Source organism: Hyphococcus aureus (assembly GCF_042643165.1).
Classification (GTDB): Bacteria; Pseudomonadota; Alphaproteobacteria; order Caulobacterales; family Parvularculaceae; genus Hyphococcus; species Hyphococcus aureus.
Window position 1 is genome coordinate 241,984 of the sequence record NZ_JBHRSH010000001.1, and the last position, 20,343, is coordinate 262,326.

A 20,343-nucleotide genomic window follows, 5' to 3' on the forward strand; every position below is an offset into this window, starting at 1 on the left:
TTACGCCGCCTGAGCGCGTATCCGCACTCTCGGTATGGAAACGCCCTGACGGGCGCAGGCCGAACGCATGATCTCGCCAATCAGCCAGTCATAAGACTTTCCTGCTTTTGTTGTAAGGATCGGTAGGTCGGAATGAGTCGGGTTGAGGCCGGCGATCGGGTTCACTTCCAGGAAGTGCGGTTTGTCATTGCCGTCTGAACGAATGTCGACACGGGCGCCGTCGCGACAACCGAGGGCGCGGTAAGCCGCTAACGCTGTCTGCCCCGCCCGGCGGGCCTCCATGTCTTTGGACAACACCAAATTGACATAGGGCTCCCAGTCTTCCTTGATCTCGTAGGAATAGACGCCGCCATCGGCGTCGGGCTTCACAGCGATTTCCATCACCGCAATGATTTTGGCGGCAGCGCCGTTGCCGGTAATGCCGACGGTGAATTCACGGCCTGCGAGATAGCTTTCGACCAGCACCGGCTGATGAAACGCAGTGATCAGCCGCGATGCTTCTCGCTGAAGGTCTTCAGGGGTGTTGACGCGCGAGGCGTTGGCGCAGCCCTTCCCGGTGCCTTCCGCGATCGGTTTGACGAACACCGGGTAAATCATTTCCGGCATGGGTCCGTTCGCATTTTCAATCACCGCGAAAGGCGCCGTGGCCACTCCCTGATCGCGGACAATGCGTTTGGCCACGGCCTTGTCGAGGGTCGCAGCCATGGTCAGCGGATCGGAGAACGCATAGGGCTGATCGAACAATTCGCAAAGCGCCGGAACCTGCGCTTCACGTGACCGGCCTTTCAGGCCTTCTGCGATCGAGAACACCATGTCGAATCGCTCGCCCGCAACGAGGCGTTTTGCAAGCTCCTGACCGCGGCCGATACGCTCCACGCGCCAGCCAAGCCGCGACAGGGCGTTGTCGAGTGCGTCGATCGTTCCGATCGAATCGAACTCTGCGGTTTCTTCCTCTGAAAAACCGAGCGCGAGATAATCGTCACGCAGGTCATATACCAGACCGACTTTCATATCCTGTTTCATGTGGGCCCCCTTAAAAGGCGACCGCGCCGTCATCAGACAACGGGTCGGTATAATGGTATTGGTTGCCTTCAAAATTGCGGAGAATGAGATCGTCGCCCTCACGGCCGACGACATAGTCAGGCAGAAGCGGGATCTTGCCGCCGCCGCCAGGGGCGTCGATGACATATTGCGGCACCGCATAACCCGTTGTGTGCCCGCGCAGCCCTTCGATGATCTCAAGGCCTTTGGACACTGGCGTGCGAAAATGCGCCGAGCCGGTAATCGGGTCGCACTGATAGAGGTAATAGGGTTTCACCCGGCGTTTTAAGAGGCCGTGCATCAGCGGCTTCATGACATTGATGTCGTCATTGATGCCTTTGAGAAGCACGGTCTGGCTGCCCAGCGGAATGCCGGCGTCAGCGAGACGCGCGGTCGACTCCGTGACTTCCGGCGTCAGCTCATCGGGATGGGTGAAGTGAATGCTCATCCAGATCGGATGGTGTTTCCTCAGCATCGCCGTAAGAGCAGGCGTCACCCGCATGGGGAGAACCACCGGCGCTTTGGTGCCGATACGGATGAACTCAACATGCTCAATGGCGCGCAAGCGGCCAAGAAGGTAATCCAGCCGGTCGTCCGACAGGGTCAGCGGGTCGCCGCCTGAAATCAGCACGTCGCGGATTTCCGGATGCGCGGCGATATATTGCAGCGCCGCCTCCCATTGGGATTTGGAGAACTCATACTCGCCGCCCGTCTCGCCGACCATGCGCGAGCGCGTGCAATAGCGGCAATAGGTCGAGCAAAAGCCCGTCGCCAGGAAAAGAACCCGGTCCGGATAGCGATGGACAAGACCGGGCACCGCCGCGTCATGGTCCTCGCCAAGGGGATCGTCCGCCTCGCCCGGCATCTGGATGAATTCCTGGCCGACCGGAATATGCGTCCGGCGCAAACCGGCCGAGGGACCGTCCAGCGTCATCAGACTCGCATAGCAAGGCGTCAGCCCCATGGGCAGCGAGCCGGAACGGCGGGTCACGGCGTCACGTTCGTCCTCGGTCAGGACAAAGATCCGCTCCAGCTCGGCCAGCGACTTGATCCGGTTGCGAACCTGCCAGCGCCAGTCGAGCCAGTCGGCGTCCGACGCCTCCGGAAAGAAACGGTCGCGAAACTCGCGCGAGCGGTCCGAAAACGGAAACGCCGCCACATCAGGGCGGTCGTCACTAGTCGCAATAAGGAAGGGCTGCGTTTTCGCGCCAGCTCGGATTTTGGAGCGACGACTGGGAGGCTTAGCGGCCTCCTTGGCCGCTGCTCCCGTAAACAGGATGGTCACCTTAGGGTGGATCTCCATGCCGGAACGGACCGTCGCGCGACCATCGTCGATTCTGTCGTCACAATTCCAGACGAGTTGCAAATAATACTTCTTTTCTTCCCCTACAAGAGATTTTTTTGACCCTCAAAAAAAGAAGCCGCCAACTTCATGGACATCGTAAACGAAGCCTTAAGCGCTGAGGCCAACGCCTCCGTCAGACCGGAAGATTTCCAAAGAGATGGCCACCGCCGCGAAGAAAGAACCCGCCCGCAGTCCACCCGCCAGCCTTCGGACAATGCTTATCTGTAACGCAAATCCAGCGTATGCGGAAAATCGGGGTTCGCCTCATCTTCGGGGATGAGAATTTCGCCTGCGCTATGGCCCATCGCCTCAAAGCGGGCAAGCTTGCGGCCCTCCGCCTCGTTCTCATTGACTGGGAAAGTTTCGAAACTGCGCCCGCCCGGATGCGCCACATGATAGGTGCAGCCGCCCAGAGACTTTTCATGCGCCACGTCGATGACGTCAAAGACCAGCGGCGCCTGAACGGCGAGCCGCGGGTGCAGACTGGAAGGCTGCGACCAGGCCTTGAAGCGCACACCGGCAACGAACAAGCCGTTCTCGCGCGTCGGCGAAAGGGGAGTGCGGCGGCCATTGCAAGTCAAGATGTGGCGGCCCGGGGTCAGCCCCGTCGCCGATATTTGCACCCGCTCCACCGTTGCGTCGACCGAGCGGCTGACGCCGCCGCCGGCCGGCTCTTCGCCCATGACAGGCCATGGCTCCAGCGCCGTGCGCAGCGTCAGCGTGACATCGCCAATTTGCGCCGTGCCGCATTCGGGAAACCGGAAGGCGAAAAAGGGCTCGAACCATTCAGGAGAAAGGTCGTAGCCGCCGGACTTCAGAAAACGCAGGACGTCCTGAAAATCTTCCCGCACATAATGCGGCAACATGAACTGATCGTGCAGCCGCGTGCCCCAGCGCACCAGACGCCCGGTGTAGGGTGCGTTCCAGAACATGGCGATACAGGCGCGCAGCAATAATGTCTGGACCATGTTCATTTGTGGATGCGGCGGCATTTCGAAGCCGCGCATTTCCAACAGACCCAGCCGCCCCCGCTCGCTGTCGGGACTATAGAGTTTGTCGATGCAAAATTCCGCGCGATGGGTGTTGCCGGTGAGATCCACCAGCAAATTGCGGAACAGCCGATCAACGATCCAGGGTGGAACGTCCCCCTCTTCGGGAATCTGCTGAAAAGCGATTTCCAACTCATAGAGTGCGTCGTGGCGCGCCTCATCAATGCGCGGCGACTGGCTCGTCGGGCCGATATACATGCCGGCAAAAAGGTAGGACAAAGACGGATGGTTCTGCCAGAAGCTGACAAGCGATCGTAAAAGGTCCGGGCGCCGCAGGAATGGACTGTCTTCAGGCTTTGCGGCTCCCATCACAAGATGGTTGCCACCGCCGGTGCCGGCGCGGCGCCCGTCGATCATGAATTTTTCCGCCGATAACCGCGCCAGCCGGGCCTCTTCATAGACGGTATTGGAAATGGTTTTGAGTTCATCCCAACTGCTGGCGGGCTGCACATTGATCTCGATGACGCCCGGGTCAGGCGTGACGCTGAAATGATTCAGGCGTGCATCGCCGGGCGGCGTATAGCCTTCCAGCACCACCGGCGTTTTAAGCTCCGCCGCAACCTTCTCAATCGCCGCCACCAATTCCAGGAAATGCTCGGCCCAGGCGATCGGGGGCAGGAAGAGATGCAGGACGCCGCCGCGCACCTCCGCACACAGCGCGGTTTTAATTAGTCCGTTCGGGTCGTCACGAAACGCCGCATCATCCGGTTTAGCGCTATGCGACATTGCCTTCTCAATATCCGAATGCGCGAGCAAGGGCTGCGCCTTTTCAAATCCGCTGCGTTCGGGAACAATTTCCTCTTCAGAGTCTTCGGGCCATGGAATACTGGCGAGGGGCAAGCGCAATCCCACTGGAGAATCTCCCGCCAGCAGCACCATCTTGCCACCTTTGAATTTCCAGGCGTTGCTGATCCAGCGCCCGCGCCGCAGCGAATAGTGCAGCGGCAAGACATAGCCGACGGGTTCATTGAGATCCTTGTCCATCAGGGCCTGGAGGCGTTCGCGCTCGGTGCGCTCAAAAACATCCGCCTCCATCATCTCGTCCTGCAAAGGCAGCCGGCGTTCTTTCCACAAATAATAAGGCGTATCCTCTCGCGCCGGGAGCACATAGGATTTCGGCACGCCAAGCGCCTCCCCGAGCGCCCCGAGAAAGCGCTCCGCAGTCGCCAGCGTATGCGACAAAGGTTTATCAGGGTCGGCAAGCCATTTTTCATCGCGCCAAAGCGGTTCACCGTCGCGCCGCCAGAAGCACGGCATCGCCCAGCGCGGCAAGATTTCCCCCGGATACCATTTGCCTTGCGTAAACATATGCATGCCGCCTGGCGCGAACCGCTCGCGCAGACGGTAAAGCATTTCCTTGCCAAGCTTCTTCTTGTCCCCGCCAAGCGCCGCATAATGCCATTCATCGCCCTCGCGGTCGTCGATCGAGACAAAGGTCGGCTCGCCGCCCATGGTGAGCCGCACGTCGCTGGATTTAAGGTCAGCATCGACAGCGCCGCCGAGCCTGTCGATCGCGCGCCATTGCGCCTCGCTGTAAGGTTTGGTGACGCGCGGCGCTTCATGGATGCGTTTAACCGACATTTCGTGATGCAGCGTCGCCGTCGCATCGCTTTCCAATGTGCCGGTGATCGGCGCAGCGCTTGACGGGTTCGGCGTACAACAGAGGGGAATGTGTCCTTCGCCTGCGAACAGGCCCGAGGTCGGATCAAGCCCGACCCAGCCGGCGCCAGGAAGATAGACTTCCGTCCAGGCGTGAAGATCGGTGAAGTCCACTTCGGTTCCCGACGGACCGTCGAGCGACTTCACATCCTGCGCCAGCTGGATCAGATAGCCGGAAGCGAATCGGGTCGCGAGCCCGAGATGGCGCAGCGCCTGACAAAGGAACCACGCCATATCGCGGCAAGAGCCGCTGCCCAGCGTCAAGGTTTCCTCGCATGACTGAACCCCCGGCTCCATCCGCACGGTATATGACAGGGTCTGGTTCAACTGCTGGTTTACGCCAACCAGAAAATCGATGATGCCCTGCTGCGAACGGCCCGTCTTTTCAAGCCAGGCCATCAAGCCCGGTCCGCGCTCCTTGATCTCCAGATACGGCGCAAGCTCGTCTTTGAGCCCCGCCTCATAAGCGAAAGGAAAATCCTTGGCGTAATCTTCAAGGAAGAAATCAAACGGGTTGAAGACGCGGATTTCGGTCAGCAGGTCGACTTCGATTTTAAACTCGCTGACCTTTTCTGGAAACACCACCCGCGCCAGAAAATTACCGAACGGGTCCTGCTGCCAGTTTATAAAATGCTCTTTTGGAGAAACTTTCAGGGAGTAGGACTGTATGTGAGAGCGGACATGGGGCGCCGGCCGCAACCTGATCGTCTGCATCCCCAGCGCGGTCGGCCGACTGTAGCGGTAATGGGTGACGTGATGAAGGGCCGCGACAATGCTCATTAACGGATTCCTTAGGGTGATATTATTTGATTCGGTCGACCAAGAATTTTGATGGCCCGCCCGCTTTTGGTGTATGATAGCGGGGGTAAGCGCCTAAAGCACTAGTAGCAGGAAAACCCGTTGTTCCAGATTCCACCACTGACAAGCGATATTCTGGCCGTCAATTTCGATGCGCCCAGCTCTCCGACGATCAATATCAACTTGTCCAAGAAATTCAGCAGCAGCCATTCCTTTGGCTGGGGCTTCGGCTGGTATCCCGGCAATCAGCAATCGGCCATGGTGGTGAAAGATCCCGCAGCCCGCGGCGCCGAAGTCTTGACGGACGCGATCGCTGACTGGTCGAATTTCCGCTCCAACATTTTTTTCAGCAAGGTTCGCGGCGCCGATAGCGGCTACAGCCAGGCTGAAACCCAACCTTTTTCGAGAAGCTTCGCCGGCAGGGACTGGCTCTACATGCACAATGGCGACCTCGATAAAGAGGCGCTGAAGGGTTTGCACGGAAGGCAGATCAGATTGCTGGAGCCGCTCGCCGGCACCGACTCTGAACTGGCGTTCTGCAATCTGCTCTCCCAGATGCAGCTAAGCGGCGCCCGCCAGCTTGCAGATGTCGACCCTGTCTTGCTGCATTCGTGGTTCCAGCGCTTCGACAACCTCGGCAGCGCCGACATGTATATCACTGACGGACAAAGCCTTGCCTGTTTTCAGGGCGCCCAATCGCCAAAACAGCTTTCTTATGCGCGCCTATTGCCGCCAAATAATCAGGGAAGCTATCACAGCGAAGCCGCCCATCTCGTCCTTGACGACCCGCGCGATACGTTTCGCACAGCCTTTATCGTCAGCTCGTCGCCCTTCTCAAGCGGCGAATGGACTGTAATGCAACCAGGGCAGCTCATTATCGTAAATCATGGCGCGATTGTCTGGGATAGCGCGCCCGGCCTCGCCCAGCCCGCACAAGCCGCACCGCCATCGCTTCCGCCGCAGCTCCAGCAGACAGAGCGACCGCTCTACCCGGTTCAGGCCGAACAGGCGCAGTCACAACCATCGCCGCATGTGCTGGTCACGAACCCGCGGTCAATTACATTGACGCCGGAAGGCCAGAATCTTTCATATCGTTTGTATGAGCTCACTCATGCCACGCATTATGAATATTCTGAACAGGTTGAACACAGCACGCATGTGTTCCGGCTTCAGCCGACCGACGATCCCCTGCAGGAAGTCGTTCATTCAGAATTGACGATTACGTCGCCCGCTGAAGAAATTCAGTTTGAGGACGTTTTCGGCAATCAGTCGATTCACTGCACTATCGACACACCCTATTCGAGCCTCTCGGTCATCGCAAAAAGCCGTGTTAAAATTTTTGCGGCGCCGCCAGACGATCACAGCCTTTCGCGCCGTCAAACCTCTATTCCATTGATATGGATGCCATGGCAGCGGCAAATGATGATGCCTTACTTGCTCCCGTCGGAACTCCCTGAGCCGCAACTGCGCGAGCTGACCGAATATGCAATGAGCTTTGTTGAGCGCAACGATTACCATCTCATCAAGACTATTAATGACATCAATCTCAGTATTTACCGGGATTACCAATATGTGCCAGGCAGCACGCAATTGCACACAACACCTTTCGATGTTTATTCCACACGACAAGGCGTGTGCCAGGACTTTGCAAATCTGTTTATCTGCCTGACGCGGCTGCTCAGCATCCCGGCGCGCTACAGGATGGGCTACATCTACACAGGCGCCAATTACGAAAACAAAATTCAGTCGGACGCCTCTCACGCCTGGGCCGAAGTTTACTTGCCATATATCGGCTGGCGCGGCTTCGACCCGACAAATGGATGCATGGTCACCCAGGATCACATTCGCGTCGCCTGCGGTCGCAATTACATCGACGCGACCCCAACCTCCGGAACAATTTACAAAGGCGGCGGCACCGAAACTCTGCGCGTTGAAGTCAAGATGCGTGAGATCAGCGAATGATCGTATCGATGATGCTGAGGCTGCTCGCGGTTTAAAGACATTTTGCTTAATCGCTCTTTGCGCTGCGCGTGGGCAAGGGCGAGCATTTTCATCACCATCAATTAAAAGCAGCAGGATTGCGCCAATAAATCAGGTCGCCATCACTTGAGTCTTCATATGTCAAAAATGCGCCGTCCGACAACTCAATAAGTCGGCCTATTTCACCGCGATGTCCGTTGTAAACCACGATTTCATGGGCGCCGTCCCAGATCATGACGCGGCTGTCGCCGCTATAGGGCCCGACCGCGAAAGCAAGCCCTCCTGATTTCAAGGCGCAAACGAACTCCCGTCCCGGGCCCCAATCGACAGGATCGCGCAACTCAACAAGAGGCTCGTAGCTTTCCGCCGACCAGCTTCGCAAGGATGTACGCGTCCACGTCACCAGTTTGCCGTCTCGAAGCTCGACAAAGCCCCAATTGCCATCACCATGACCGCCATCAAGATACTTCATCAGTTCACCTGATTTTGCATTTCTTATATTAACGCCGCCTCCATGCCGGATCACGATACGATCATTTGAACACCACCGAACGGATTGTATATGCTCCCGGACAGCTGGAGGTATGCGGATTGGCGCGCCACCAGCGATTAGTTGCTCAAACCCATTTCCATTCCACAGGTAGACAAGGCCATCTGGCGCAATCACCGGCGCGCCATTGACCAAAAACAGCTTGCCATCCACACCATTCAAGAGCGCTTTCACGAAAGAGCGTTCCGCAATATTCGGAGACAACAGCCAAATCTCCGATGTCGCGGGTCTCCAAATCAAAATTTCTCCGCTTTCTGTGGGCCGGCACGTGACCGCTTCATTACGGCCTTCGCCATCCAGCGCCGCGATGCTCTCACTAACCGCCGCTTCCGATATGCCGTGAAGCGCAGCAAACCAGTCGACGATTGATACACGGTTGCCTTTGTGGCGCGCCGTCCGTCTCACTATGTCAAAATATTCAGGATGCGTGACCTTCATTGCAGCCGGTGACAAGCTCTCGGAAGCTTTCAACGGAAAGTCCCACAATTGAAACCAACCGTCATCAGCTGCTAACGCAACACGACCGTCCGAAAAAACCGCCTCTGAGCCATAATACTCCCAGGACTGTCCCTTGAGAGGCGTCGAATTGGCGTCGCTGAAATTCAATAGACGCGAACGCAATCCAAACCGTCCTTCCAACTCCCCTTGGTTTGCGTCAGGCCCGGAGGGCGCCACAGCCTCGGCCGTCAAGCCCGTCAGATCGGTCGGGTCATAAATGCAGAAACTCCCGTCACGCTCAGCATGCAACTTGGCGACACTGCTAAGATGAAAAGGCTCCTTCCGAAAGATCAACAAGCGATAGTCATTGCAGGAAACAGCTATTTGTCCGTTGCCCAGGTCCTTGATCGCGGCAACCTTTTCTCCGCGGCATTCATGCGACCCCAGACACTTTCCGTGAAGCGGCGCCCACAACTCAAAAAACAGCCTCTTTGCGCCATGCAGATCCCAATGCCACGTAAGCAACAGTCCATCGGAAAGGGCAGCCACACCGGAAAGATAACCTTTAAGCGGCACATGCGAAATCTCAGATCCATCGCTATAGGCATAGATGCCCGCAAAATCGTTTGTGACGCACAGAAAATGCTCATCGTCGAACAGGAGCACGTCGCAATAGAATTCTTCGGTATCTATTGTCGCGATCAGTCGACCGTCATCGATATCGTAAAGATAAACGGCGCCTCCAGAGCTTGCCGCCAGCCGCCCCTGAAGGGCTAGACAAATTTCAAGTGGGTCCCGCGAATCAGCATGCGTTATGCAATGCAGTTGGGCGCCATTCTTGAGCGACCATACCCGGATTGTTTTATCCCCTGACGAAGAAATTATCCGCTCGCCGTCAAATTCACAGGCATAGCTCACATAATCCTCATGCCCGGCAAATGTCAGCTCACAAACGCCATCAGCAAGTCGCCACACCCGCATGGTCTGATCATTGGACCATGTCAGCAGGCGGCCGTCGCGCAGCTCTATGCCATGTCGAATATAATCCGTATGCCCGATAAGTTCGCAAATGACCGCGCCTGTAGCGGCGTCGATCACGCGCGGTCGCGTATCCTCGCTGAGAAAGTTACTCCAGTTCCAGACCAACCGCCGGCCATTGCTTAATTCCAAAGACATGACGTCACCACACCTCCCAAGCAGCCAGTTACATGCCTGGCGGTAGAAAAATCACGACTTATGGATTTCCGAAATGATGATGATAAAGCCAAAAAGCATCCGCTTGCGACTGAACCAGATATGTAATGTCTGTTGACGTGTAGTTTGCTCTCTTACGGCATCGCACCACTGAGCAATCATCTGCGTTCAGCTCTTGCTCTATACAGATCTTCTTTTTATCACGGTTTGCAGGACGGGGGGCAATCGCACTTGAAGCCCAGGCGTCCATCGTTCGTCCATTCACATGATATAATTTTGTAGTCACGAAAGGATGCGACCAGTTCGCTTCATTCCAAGAGACGCATTTTCCATTCGTTGTTTTCAGGCGCGCCTGATAATGAAACTGCTGGGTATCCGGGTGCCACACGCCCCGCTCGACAATCTCGTTAGGCCGGAACGCTCTTCGTCGGAAAACGCGCGCCCGAAGTAACGCAATATACTCATAGGAGCCATCGGCGGTCACACGTTGCACTTTGAACTCAGATATACTGTCCTTAGAAACCTGAAAAAAACTGTCGATTGATTGTATTTTATCCGATGACGCCTTCGGAGCCGGCGGCGTTGTCGTTTTGGATGTAGCTTGCGGCTCAGGCTTGGGCGCCGCCGCGCGCAATTTGTTTTCCGCGTCACGTTTTAAGGCGGACTCTATTTTTTGCGTGAATATAGCGCGCTGCGCCAGCAAAGATTTAGAAAACTGAAGCGTGTTGCTCCTATGGGAGACTTCGTCGGGGTTGTCTTTCAGGTAAGTCAGCAATCTTTCCGTGGACAATGGCTTCGACAGACTTGCGAACGCTTTTTTCAAAGCCTCGTCGTCTTCAAAGAACATATTAAGCCCGAACCCTTCATCGCTAGGCTCAAGCACAAAGAAAAGATTTTTCGATTGAGCCGCGTTTACGACGCCCAACGTCGCATAATCTGTGGTCTCCCCGTCAATTGTGACCTTGGATGTCTCGCCGGGAACGCCGATCAGGATAAGGTCGCTGCCGGGAATTTTTGAAAATACCGCGACACCTTCAACCATTCCCGACCCGCCTTCCGGCCCGCCTTCAGTTTTCAAAGTCATTTCGGCTGCAGCCAAAGATATGGCTTTAGCCGGAAAAAATGGGGGCGTTCCGCCGAACCCCTTATTCACTTTCCGATATAGCCAGGGCTTATCTCTAACGGTGAAGGACAGACTCGAGAGCGCCCCATTCTCTTCGGTGCGGTGATAGTCACCGGCAAGCGCTTCTATTTCCTTTGAGGACAGCGTATCGCGTTCATAAACGGCGAGCCTGTCTGTCGTCACAAAACATGATGCGAGAAAAGACGTCAGAAATAGAACCAAGACAATACGCATACCTGGACTGCGCGACGCTGCTCTACTCACAACTTTAAGATTCATTTTGGATAACATGTATACCCCTAGACTATCTCATTCTCGCATTTCACATAACAAGAAATAGACCGCATCGACGATGTATGAAAACTAACTATTGCGGTTACTGTGCGGGTGGCGGAAAATTTGTATGCTAACTACTCCGCCGAGATCAATAATGCGCGCGTTGGCGCCGGCCCAGCATTCTGAATGATGATTTTGGCTCGTCCATTCTCTTTCGGGCGCCATCGGCAGATCAAAACACCATGGATGCTATCGTCCCGGCAGATTTCATGTTGCTTCTCATCCCGAATGACCAGCACCAAACCGCTGCCCTCAACACTTTCAACATAAACTATCGAGCCGCGCGATTTTCTGACCCGATGGAGAATTTCCACCGTATCGCCAGCCTCTATGCGTAGCGCCTGTTTGGCGGCGGTCTTTTCCGCTGAGCCAATGATACCCGATATATTCTTTCCGAAAGCACCCAATTCGCTTTCTTTCGGCGGCTCTCGGCTCAGAATATCTTCAACAATCGCTAGCGTTGACGCATCGTCTTTCGCCAGATCGAGAGCTTGTATTTTCATGCGCTCAGTCATATCCCGCCAAAGAAGAAACTCTTCTGACAGTTCCAGCGAATCCTCAATGACAACCGGCCTGCGCGCCACGGCTTTAGCCATGCCAACAGCATCGCCGTTCTCCCGTGCTTTTTGAAACGCCTGCGAAGACAGATAGAGCTCATCGGCCAGTGAACCGGCGCCGACCGAAGCGCTTGACTTGCCTGCTTCAGCGTCTGGCAAATCATGCGCGCATCCGATGAGCGCTCCAGCGCAGAGCAACACCACTCCAAGTTTAGTAATTCTCACAAAACGCCCCCGCAGGATGTCAGGCGGTTAAAGTCAGGATAACCGTATATGTTAGCTTCACTGCAATGCAATATAGAGTAGGCTTTCTCACCAGTCACGACAGAGTTGATTCATGACGTCACATTCCACATCCGGCAAAACAGCCCAGCAAGACGCGCTCTCCGGCGCCACAGTGCTCGTGGTTGAGGACGATCTGGAGGATGCGCATCTTCTTCTTGACGAGGTCAGCGCGCTTGGCGGACGCGGCCTCCATGCGGATTGCGTACAGAGCGCGCGAGCGTTCATTGTAGAAAACACAATCGACCTGATCGTCCTTGATCGCATGCTTGCAGATGGTGAAGACGGATTGGCTCTGCTTACCTGGTTTCGAGAGCTGGAAGCGCCCGCTCCCGGCGTGCTCGTCGCTAGCCGTCTGTCCACAAGCGACGACCACATTCTCGGACTTGAACTTGGCGCTGACGATTATATCAACAAACCATTCGATCCTCGTGAACTGGCCGCGCGATTGAAAGCCCTGATGCGCAGGGCCGCCGCAGCTCGCTCACCGGAATCCGTGCAGATCTGGGGTGACTTGGAGATCCGGACATTAAATAAAATCGCACTCTGGAAAGGCGATCCCATATCAATGCGGCCGCAATCCTTCGCGGCCTTCAGTTTTCTCGCCCTGCATAAAGGAGACTATGTTAGTCGCGAAGCGCTATGGCGAGCGGTATGGGACAAATACAAGAATCTGCCGCCACAAAACACGGTGATTAATAACGAAATCAGCCGGCTGCGCGGAAGCCTGAATGGTCTTGAAAATGGCCCAAAAATCGTCAGCGAGAATTTAGGGTATCGTCTGGTCATTGAAGACTGAACCAAGCATGCAGCAAAACACCAATTCTCCGGCACCGCAGGCACCCGGCGATCGACAACGCCCCTTGTTCAGGCGCGTTCTTTTTCTCAATCTTGTCCTGACTTTTGGCCTGGCTGGCGCTGCGGTTGCGGTGGCTTTTTTCGCCGTGGGCAAGGCAGTCGAAGCATCAGCCCGCGCCGATATTGAAGCGGAAATCCGCATTCTCGATCAGCATGGCGAATTACAGCAAGGCTTCGGTTACGCCAACGCCATTGATTTTCGTATCTTGCCAGAAGAGGACGCAAAAAATCTCGACCTAAATGTCAGGCCAGAGCTTGCGGCAACACCGTCGCTATCGGTCTATCTTCTCGCGCGGAGCGACATGTCTCCCGTTGTCGGAAATCTGGCGAAATGGCCCGACAGCGTATCAGACGAAACCGGGTGGACGCGTTTTGACGGCGCAGACGCCGGCGCGGCGCCGGGCGCAATCATCGCGAAAGTGAAAACCGTTCATAATCAGCGCTTCACCTTGATTGTCGGACGGCGTTTAGCCGCCTATGACGCGCTGTATAAATCATTTCTACCCGTCATGATTGGTCTTACGCTGGCCTTGGCCTTCGCCTCCTTCTTCCTGACGGATCGCATTGCGCGCCGCTTTCGCACCCGCGTATCGGCTTTCAATTCAGTCTTCCGCGATGTTCGCAGCGGGTCTGTCGATACCCGCATCGCCGCCTCCATGCTTCAGGAAGGCGATGAACTGGCTGCATTAGGAAGTGAAATCAACACCGCTCTTGATGAAATCGCGCGACTGATGACAGGGCTCGATGCGGTCAGCCAAACGGCCGCTCATGAACTGAACAAGGAAGCAGCCCGGCTGCGAAAGCTCGCATATGAGGCTGGAGAAGAAGAGCTGACAGCCGGAGCGGATGCTTTGCTTTCACTGCTTCGCGAAATACTCGAGCTCGCTCGCATCAATTCAACGCCGGGCTTTTCCATGAGGCGCATTGCGTTGGCGGAATCGGCGCAGGAGGCCGCAGATCTTTATCGCGAAGCGTTTGAAGCAAAAGGCGTTACCCTGAAAGTAGAACTGACGGCGCCCGAAGCGGCCGTGCTTGGGCGTGCAACCTTGATCACCAGCATGATCGCCAACTTGCTCGACAATGCGCTAAAACATACGCCTGAGCACGGTCAGGTTACGCTTTGTGTTGAAAGGAGAACCAATCAAGTCGTCTTGAGTGTCATTGACACGGGAAACGGGACAGACACCGATGACATTGGAGAGCTCATCCGTCGCGGCGCCCGCGGACCGGTCGGCGGCTATGGGTTCGGATTACGCTTTGTCCAGGCCGTCGCCATCCGCCATGGCGCCCGCTTGACGATTAAGCACAACCATCCAGGCCTTTCCGTCGCGATCGCCTTTCCGGTGATATGAGCCCGGGCCTCCAACGCAAATTGATGACAAGAAAATGAGCATGACCAAAGACCTGAATGATTTATGGCGCAAGGCTGAACTTTGGCCCGCAAACGCCGCCAGCCTGCGGGAGCAAATTGAGCTTGGTCAATTGCAGCATCAAGGTCATGAAGACAATCTTGCCGGCTATGCTCAGTCTCCTTATGCGCAGGAACAAATCCAGCAGAGCGATATTTGGAAATCCGAGTGCGTCGCCGTACTGGAAGCCCTCGGTCAACAACCGACTCCAGCCGCCGCCCAACATGCCTATAAGGCACTGAGCGCTGGCTATCTTAGCCCTTACATGACCTTGAACGCAGGAGACAAGATCAATCCGGTCATGGATCGATGGCGCACCTCAGACGCCAACGACATCATCGCGTCTTACCTCCAATTTATTCTAAATTTCGCACCCAGCATCATCGCGGTGCATAACGCAATGATCTTTTTGCCAAAGGTGCAAACACAAATTGAAACAGATCAGGTCGTCAAACTCGGCCTCAATACAAATTATTGCCTTGCCGATCAGGCTTGTCGGCTGATTGATAAGGCGCTGCCGAAGAGTAAGGAAAAAGAGCGACTGATTTTCTCCTTATCCAGCGCTGGAACAGACATTGTAACAGCCATTCTTCTAGAGAACACGACGCCGTCCAGCGATCGCGACATCAAAGATTTCATATTGAAAAAACTCTTCGCTACTCCATGGCCGCACGGCTATGTCATCGAGGACTATATTGATTACATCATCACCTATATGGAGAAAGGAGACCTTCTCTCTGCTGTCAAAGAAGATAACCCTGAAGATTTTATCATCAGGGGAACACTGGAAATTTATACTCATGTCGTCCGGGATTTTGAGCGCAACCCGACGGACATGCTCGGCGATGATTACAGCAACGCAATCGAAATCCTTTTTCGGCTTATCGATCACCTTCGCGAAAGGGAGCTTTCCTTTTCTGAACTGGAGCACTTAGCAGACATATACAACCAGGTTTTTTCCTGGACGGAAGGCGCCATGCTATCGGAAATGTCGACCGAGACTGATGAGAGTGACTGGCTTAGAAGCAGAAGCGAGGATTGCGAAGCCGCCCAAAAGGTTCTGGATGTTTTTGACTATCCGCCCAACAAGAACAAATTGGACGCAGCGCTGAGCGCCACTGATAGCAACAATTTCTTTCAAGCATTCGAAATCGTTGCGCACACCCGGGACGTCGCTCTATTTGACGTCATTTTTGCGGCGACGGAGAATGCCTCGCGTCCACGCCACCTGAATCTTCTGGCGCAGCAAATAGTCAATGAAGAGCAGGCATCCAGAGCCATTGATTGGGCGATCACCCGCTTTCATATATCTGAAAGCGGCTATAGCCCTATCGCCGGCGCTTCGGGCTATAATGAAACATTGCATGCGCTTATCGATGTCGCAGGCGACTACCCGGGTCTTGGCGGACCACTGATCCTTGCAGGATTAAATTACGGGACAACGTCTCATGATCAATCCGCAAAAGCATTATTGAATTGGCCGCTCCACATGTGGCCGGAGAACGCCCATGGCAAGCTGAAGCAAGCTGTGAAAAACACTGAGCGCACGCTTGGCCTTCTGACTGAAGCGCAAGCAAAACTCGGCAAGAAACCAGAATGAAAAATTATCTGTAACGATTCCTTCAATTCCAAGACGCCCAGCCCGCAAGACAAAGCCTGTCGATCTCTCCGCCTGCGCTCGTTTTGCCAGCAAAAGAAATCAAGACAGGTCTGTCGGCGGCGTCTAAAACGATGAAACGTCCATCAATATAATCGCGGCGACGCTCTCCTTAATGATTCTCACCTGATCATCAGTCTCGCATCATAAGCTGGCGGCTTTTCTGGCGGGAGAAGTGTTATCTTTCCGGCGGGCCCCCGCCGGCGCCAATTAGAGTTTTTTACGCGAAGGCGTCGAAAAAATTATCGGGCCGTGCAGCTCGTCGTCATAAGGGACGCCGCCTCTCCGGCGATCTTTCCATTCATACAGCGCCATAGCGACGCCATAAAACATGACCGCCTTGCACAGACTGCTTTGCTCTTTCGCACGCTCGGATAGCTTAAGAAAAAAGTCCTGCAACACCGGCGCGCATTGCTCCAACGCAACAGGTCGCACCTCTTTATTCGCCAAAATAAACTTGGCTGTATCATCAAGTGTAGAACCGCCATTAAAGAACTCGACAATTCGGCGCTTCAATTCAACATCCTGATCATTACGGTCAAGCAAGCGTAGCAATTGTTCGGGAACATAACGCTGATCATCTTCTGCGATTGAAACCGCCATGGCGCCAAGCTTCTCTAAAAACGCCGGATCATCGTAAAATGAGCGCAAGGCATTTTGGATATTTAGATCGAGCTCTTCCATCTCGCCCAGCATAGTCGCGCACGCCATTGAAGTCAGCGCTGGACCGTCAACTTTTGGGTAAGCGCGTCTTGGCAGATACGCTAAGCCGCCATTCCTGGCCATTTTTAAATCACCAATAACCGCATTGGTTAGATGACCCGCCGCCGCCAGTGTTTATGTTCAGGGCTGCAGCATGGGGAGAACGCCTTAGTGATGAAGACAGCGCGGATCAAAGTTTTGTTGTTTATGCTCACGAGCCTCCCAGGTTGCGCTTCCACGCCTCCTCTGGCACAGGCCGCGCCTGAACAGCTCTGCTCCAAGGCGCAAATGACCAGTGAAGAAGCAACCAAACTCGCAAGCTCGGAATGTTGTTTCATTGTCAGCGATCTCGGCATCGCCGGCGACAGTGAAGATAACCTTCACAGACTGATCATACCCTTTGTCCCCGGCTATCAGGAGAAGCGAATACGCGAAAGACTAATGCGGGACAGAGCTCGCTGTTTGGAGGCGGCGGCTTACGCTCCAAAATAGATTGGAGCGTAAGCTTAGTTCATAAAAACAGCTTTATTCCACAAGTTGCGCGCTACTCCGCCCCGCCATAGAGAAGCGCGTTAAACAGGAATTTGAATGTGCCATAGGGCTGGGCGCGCTGCGCCACTTCAGTGCCCAATATGAGCAGCTTGCCATCGCCGACAGGAACGTCGGCGATAGCGATCGTTCCCGCAAGTTTCTCCTCACCAATAGCCCAACCACTGCGCAATAAGTCCCGGCCTTCAAACCAGGATACGGCGCTCACATCGCTTTCCCCCTTCGCCAATACAAAGGTCTGCGAACGGTTGAAGAACATGTCCACTTCATCTGGCAGGCCATAGCCTAGCGGTTGGCTGTTATCCACTTGCGCACGCAAGATAGAGCCCGGAATGAAGAACGTCTTGCTGTCGAGCGGCGCCATGGCGCCGTCAACAGTCTGGGCGAGCGCCGGCTCTAATGGCGTTTCCAGAAGCTGCGAGAAACGGCCCGCACTTCCAAGCGCGACCACAGAACCGCCGCCACGTACAAATTCGGCGATCGCCGACAGTGTTTTTTCTTCAGTAAACTCGCCAAGCATGCCGCGATATTCGCTCGGAATGTCTTTCCGCTCGGGCTGGGTTTCGGGTCTGCTCATTCCCCACGCACCACTTGACGACAAGGCGCCGTCAGCAAAGAGCAGGACGTCGAAGTCCTTGGCGAGGCCTCCCTTGTCGAGACGCTGCACATAGACAGTCTCGTAAGGGAACTCGAATTGCTCGAGAAGCCAGCGGGTCCAGCCCACAGGGATAACGCCGCCATAGCGATCAACAAGGCCGATCCGAACCGGTTTGAGGTCGATCATCTCGACCGAGGGCTTGGCGTCAACCGCCACCGCATTAAGTCCCAGTTCTGTAACACTGGCAGCAATGATCAGACGCGCCTCATCCGAAGCTGGAACCCAAATGGCACCCGGCTGCATATCCGTACCGCTCACATTTGTCGGCGCCGTCAGCCAGGCGGGATCAAGGCCGGCCTTCAGCAATCGATTGGTCAGGATGAAGCTATTATTCGCGTCATGACTGACTAGCCATCCGGCTCCGCCAGATCCTAAAATCTTCCCGGCTGGTGTCGCGATCAAGTCAGGAACCAGCGAGAAATCACCCTCGACCCCGTCAAGAATTCGGTCGAACTTGACGCCCATCTGGTACGCAAGCGTATAGCCTGTGATGTCATAAGGCGCTTTGGGCGGACCGCCGGGATACTCCGCATCATGCGGGTGATCCTGCGGTTCGAACATGTCGATGATATGCGGGCGATAAGCTTGAGCCGTACGCACAATGTAAACACCGGCCGGATAGGTCTTGCCGCCGGCGCTGAAGGCGCTTTCTGCCTTTTCCACGTCGACGCCGTTCTTGATGAGCGCATTAAGAAAAGCGATGGCCGTCGGATAATCCAGTTGTTCCGGCGAAATAATATAAGCGCGCGGATCGCGGTCTTCCGGCGCTTCCAGCACTTCCTGATAAAGCGCAGGGTCGATGAGTTTCGGCGCATTGGGACGGCGAAATTTATCTTCATCACCTTCCGCAACATAAGGCGCAGCGTTGGCGAGCGTAGTTACCTTGCTCGGCGTAACGGTCCAGTGATCGCGGCTTCCTTTTTCAATACTGTTGGCGCCCATGCGATAGATGTTGAACAGCAAACGCTCCCGGTTGCGCGAAGCGTAATCAATAACAGCGCGATTGAGCGTCCACTGATAGTCCAGCGTATCCTGCAAATGCCAGTCGCGCGGCGAAATGGGCATGATTTCATCGCCGCTCGGCAATTGGGTGGAAGGCGCAAGCGGGATCTTTGTCGGCGTCGGACCGCCGATGATTTCCGTCAGCAACCCGACGGCGTTATGGAAATAGGAAACCGACCGCACCATGCCATTGTGCCAAGTGGAATAAGGCGCCGCGCCGCGTTTTCCCGAACCGGCCTTACCCTCGGAGAGCAACCGCGAATGCATGGCCGACCCGACCTCGTCAAGCTGCGCCATCACGATAGGATCATAGTTGAAATTAAAGGGATCGCGGAAAGGCGGCACAAACACCACCATGCCTTCCGGGCCGGTCTGGTGCTGGTTGTAAACAATTTGCGGGTACCACTGACGAAACAGCACACGATTGATGTTCTCTGTCTCAGGCATCTGCACCATGAAACTGTCGCGGTTATTATCGTGGCCGATATATTTCTGATAGAGGCGCGGCAAATGTTCGAATTCGCGATCCTCCTTTTTGGATTTGCGCATATACCAGTCGCTGACCAGTTCCATGCCATCCGGATTGTCATGAGCGAACAGAATGATGACATCGTCGAGCATGCGCATCGTTTCTGCGTCTGTCTGACTCAGCATCTTGTACAAGACCTGGATCTGGCCCTGCGAGGTCACCACCTCGGTTGCATGCAGGCCTGCGTCTATCCAGATGACCGCCTTTCCCTCTGAGGCGAGGTTGCGGGCTTCCTCTTCGTCAAGGTCTTTGGCCCGCGCAAGCTTTTCCGAAATCATACGGTAATGCTCAAGATTTGCGAGATTTTCGGGACTGGAGACGATCGCCATCCACTGCGTGCGTCCCTCCGCGGTGTCGCCGATATCGACCAGCTCCATCCGGTCGGATTCTTCCGCAAGGCGTTTCAGATACCCCTCATACTCGCTGTAATTAGCGAGGTAATAATCCGTTCCCGGCGGTTGCTTAAAGAAAGCTTCCGGCGACGTTGGCGCGGCCAGGCCTTGCTGCGGAAAGAACAAGGCCTGTGCGAGCAGCACAGCCGACAATACTAAGGAATGGGATTTCATGAAATTACTCCGGATTGTTATCGTTGTCTTGAAAGCCGGTCGATGTTGATTGGAATCCCCC

General features: G+C 55.2%; 12 protein-coding genes. 4 read left to right on the forward strand and 8 right to left on the reverse strand.

All coding sequences use genetic code 11. The features are described 5' to 3' along the window. The 3 genes from ACFOOP_RS01120 to ACFOOP_RS01130 all read right to left on the reverse strand — a co-directional run bounded on the left by ACFOOP_RS01120 (position 1) and on the right by ACFOOP_RS01130 (position 5,874). Entirely contained in the window at positions 1-1,023 is a 1,023-nt protein-coding gene (locus ACFOOP_RS01120) for a D-alanine--D-alanine ligase family protein (RefSeq protein WP_379878867.1), read from the reverse strand. 10 nt (positions 1,024-1,033) lie between these two features. After that, complete coding sequence (locus tag ACFOOP_RS01125; protein WP_379878869.1) at positions 1,034-2,407, reverse strand: KamA family radical SAM protein; 1,374 nt, start codon at positions 2,405-2,407, stop codon at positions 1,034-1,036. A 197-nt stretch (positions 2,408-2,604) separates the two neighbouring features. Next, on the reverse strand, positions 2,605-5,874 hold the full coding sequence (locus ACFOOP_RS01130; protein WP_379878871.1) for a transglutaminase family protein: 3,270 nt from the start codon (positions 5,872-5,874) through the stop codon (positions 2,605-2,607). A gap of 120 nt (positions 5,875-5,994) precedes the next feature. Here ACFOOP_RS01130 and ACFOOP_RS01135 point away from each other — a divergent pair, with 120 nt between their 5' ends. After that, a complete protein-coding gene (locus tag ACFOOP_RS01135) occupies positions 5,995-7,854 on the forward strand; it encodes a class II glutamine amidotransferase (protein WP_379878873.1) in 1,860 nt (619 codons plus the stop codon). Positions 7,855-7,951: 97 nt separating this feature from the next. On the opposite strand, the gene ACFOOP_RS01140 is transcribed toward ACFOOP_RS01135, so the two are convergent. The 3 genes from ACFOOP_RS01140 to ACFOOP_RS01150 all read right to left on the reverse strand — a co-directional run bounded on the left by ACFOOP_RS01140 (position 7,952) and on the right by ACFOOP_RS01150 (position 12,295). Next, positions 7,952-9,958, reverse strand: coding sequence for a hypothetical protein (locus ACFOOP_RS01140; protein ID WP_379878875.1), 2,007 nt, complete (start codon positions 9,956-9,958; stop codon positions 7,952-7,954). Between the two features lie 136 nt (positions 9,959-10,094). Continuing rightward, on the reverse strand, positions 10,095-11,411 hold the full coding sequence (locus ACFOOP_RS01145; protein ID WP_379878877.1) for a hypothetical protein: 1,317 nt from the start codon (positions 11,409-11,411) through the stop codon (positions 10,095-10,097). Between the two features lie 176 nt (positions 11,412-11,587). Beyond that, positions 11,588-12,295 carry a hypothetical protein gene (locus ACFOOP_RS01150; protein WP_379878879.1) on the reverse strand — a complete coding sequence of 236 codons (708 nt, stop codon included), beginning with the start codon at positions 12,293-12,295 and terminating at the stop codon, positions 11,588-11,590. A 112-nt stretch (positions 12,296-12,407) separates the two neighbouring features. On the opposite strand from ACFOOP_RS01150, the gene ACFOOP_RS01155 reads away from it, so the two are divergent. The 3 genes from ACFOOP_RS01155 to ACFOOP_RS01165 all read left to right on the forward strand — a co-directional run bounded on the left by ACFOOP_RS01155 (position 12,408) and on the right by ACFOOP_RS01165 (position 16,219). Further along, positions 12,408-13,151: a response regulator transcription factor gene (locus tag ACFOOP_RS01155; protein WP_379878881.1), complete on the forward strand. Its 744-nt coding sequence runs from the start codon at positions 12,408-12,410 to the stop codon at positions 13,149-13,151. Between the two features lie 64 nt (positions 13,152-13,215). Then, positions 13,216-14,562 carry a sensor histidine kinase gene (locus tag ACFOOP_RS01160; RefSeq protein ID WP_379878883.1) on the forward strand — a complete coding sequence of 449 codons (1,347 nt, stop codon included), beginning with the start codon at positions 13,216-13,218 and terminating at the stop codon, positions 14,560-14,562. Positions 14,563-14,602: 40 nt separating this feature from the next. Further along, positions 14,603-16,219, forward strand: a complete 1,617-nt coding sequence (locus ACFOOP_RS01165) for a hypothetical protein (RefSeq protein WP_379878885.1) — start codon at positions 14,603-14,605, stop codon at positions 16,217-16,219. Positions 16,220-16,486: 267 nt separating this feature from the next. Here the strand turns inward: ACFOOP_RS01165 and ACFOOP_RS01170 are convergent, their stop codons facing one another. Together ACFOOP_RS01170 and ACFOOP_RS01175 are read right to left on the reverse strand one after the other, a co-directional pair. Next, on the reverse strand, positions 16,487-16,972 hold the full coding sequence (locus ACFOOP_RS01170) for a hypothetical protein (RefSeq protein ID WP_379878887.1): 486 nt from the start codon (positions 16,970-16,972) through the stop codon (positions 16,487-16,489). Positions 16,973-17,522: 550 nt separating this feature from the next. Next, complete coding sequence (locus ACFOOP_RS01175) at positions 17,523-20,282, reverse strand: M14 family metallopeptidase (RefSeq protein ID WP_379878889.1); 2,760 nt, start codon at positions 20,280-20,282, stop codon at positions 17,523-17,525. Positions 20,283-20,343: the final 61 nt, after the last annotated feature.

Bases quoted from the DNA above. Each gene is read 5' to 3' on its own strand.
- ACFOOP_RS01145 (WP_379878877.1), bottom strand. From the start codon at position 11,411: ATGCGTATTGTCTTGGTTCTATTTCTGACGTCTTTTCTCGCATCATGT.
- ACFOOP_RS01175 (WP_379878889.1), bottom strand. From the start codon at position 20,282: ATGAAATCCCATTCCTTAGTATTGTCGGCTGTGCTGCTCGCACAGGCC.
- ACFOOP_RS01155 (WP_379878881.1), top strand. From the start codon at position 12,408: ATGACGTCACATTCCACATCCGGCAAAACAGCCCAGCAAGACGCGCTC.
- ACFOOP_RS01170 (WP_379878887.1), bottom strand. From the start codon at position 16,972: ATGCTGGGCGAGATGGAAGAGCTCGATCTAAATATCCAAAATGCCTTG.
- ACFOOP_RS01130 (WP_379878871.1), bottom strand. From the start codon at position 5,874: ATGAGCATTGTCGCGGCCCTTCATCACGTCACCCATTACCGCTACAGT.
- ACFOOP_RS01120 (WP_379878867.1), bottom strand. From the start codon at position 1,023: ATGAAACAGGATATGAAAGTCGGTCTGGTATATGACCTGCGTGACGAT.
- ACFOOP_RS01165 (WP_379878885.1), top strand. From the start codon at position 14,603: ATGACCAAAGACCTGAATGATTTATGGCGCAAGGCTGAACTTTGGCCC.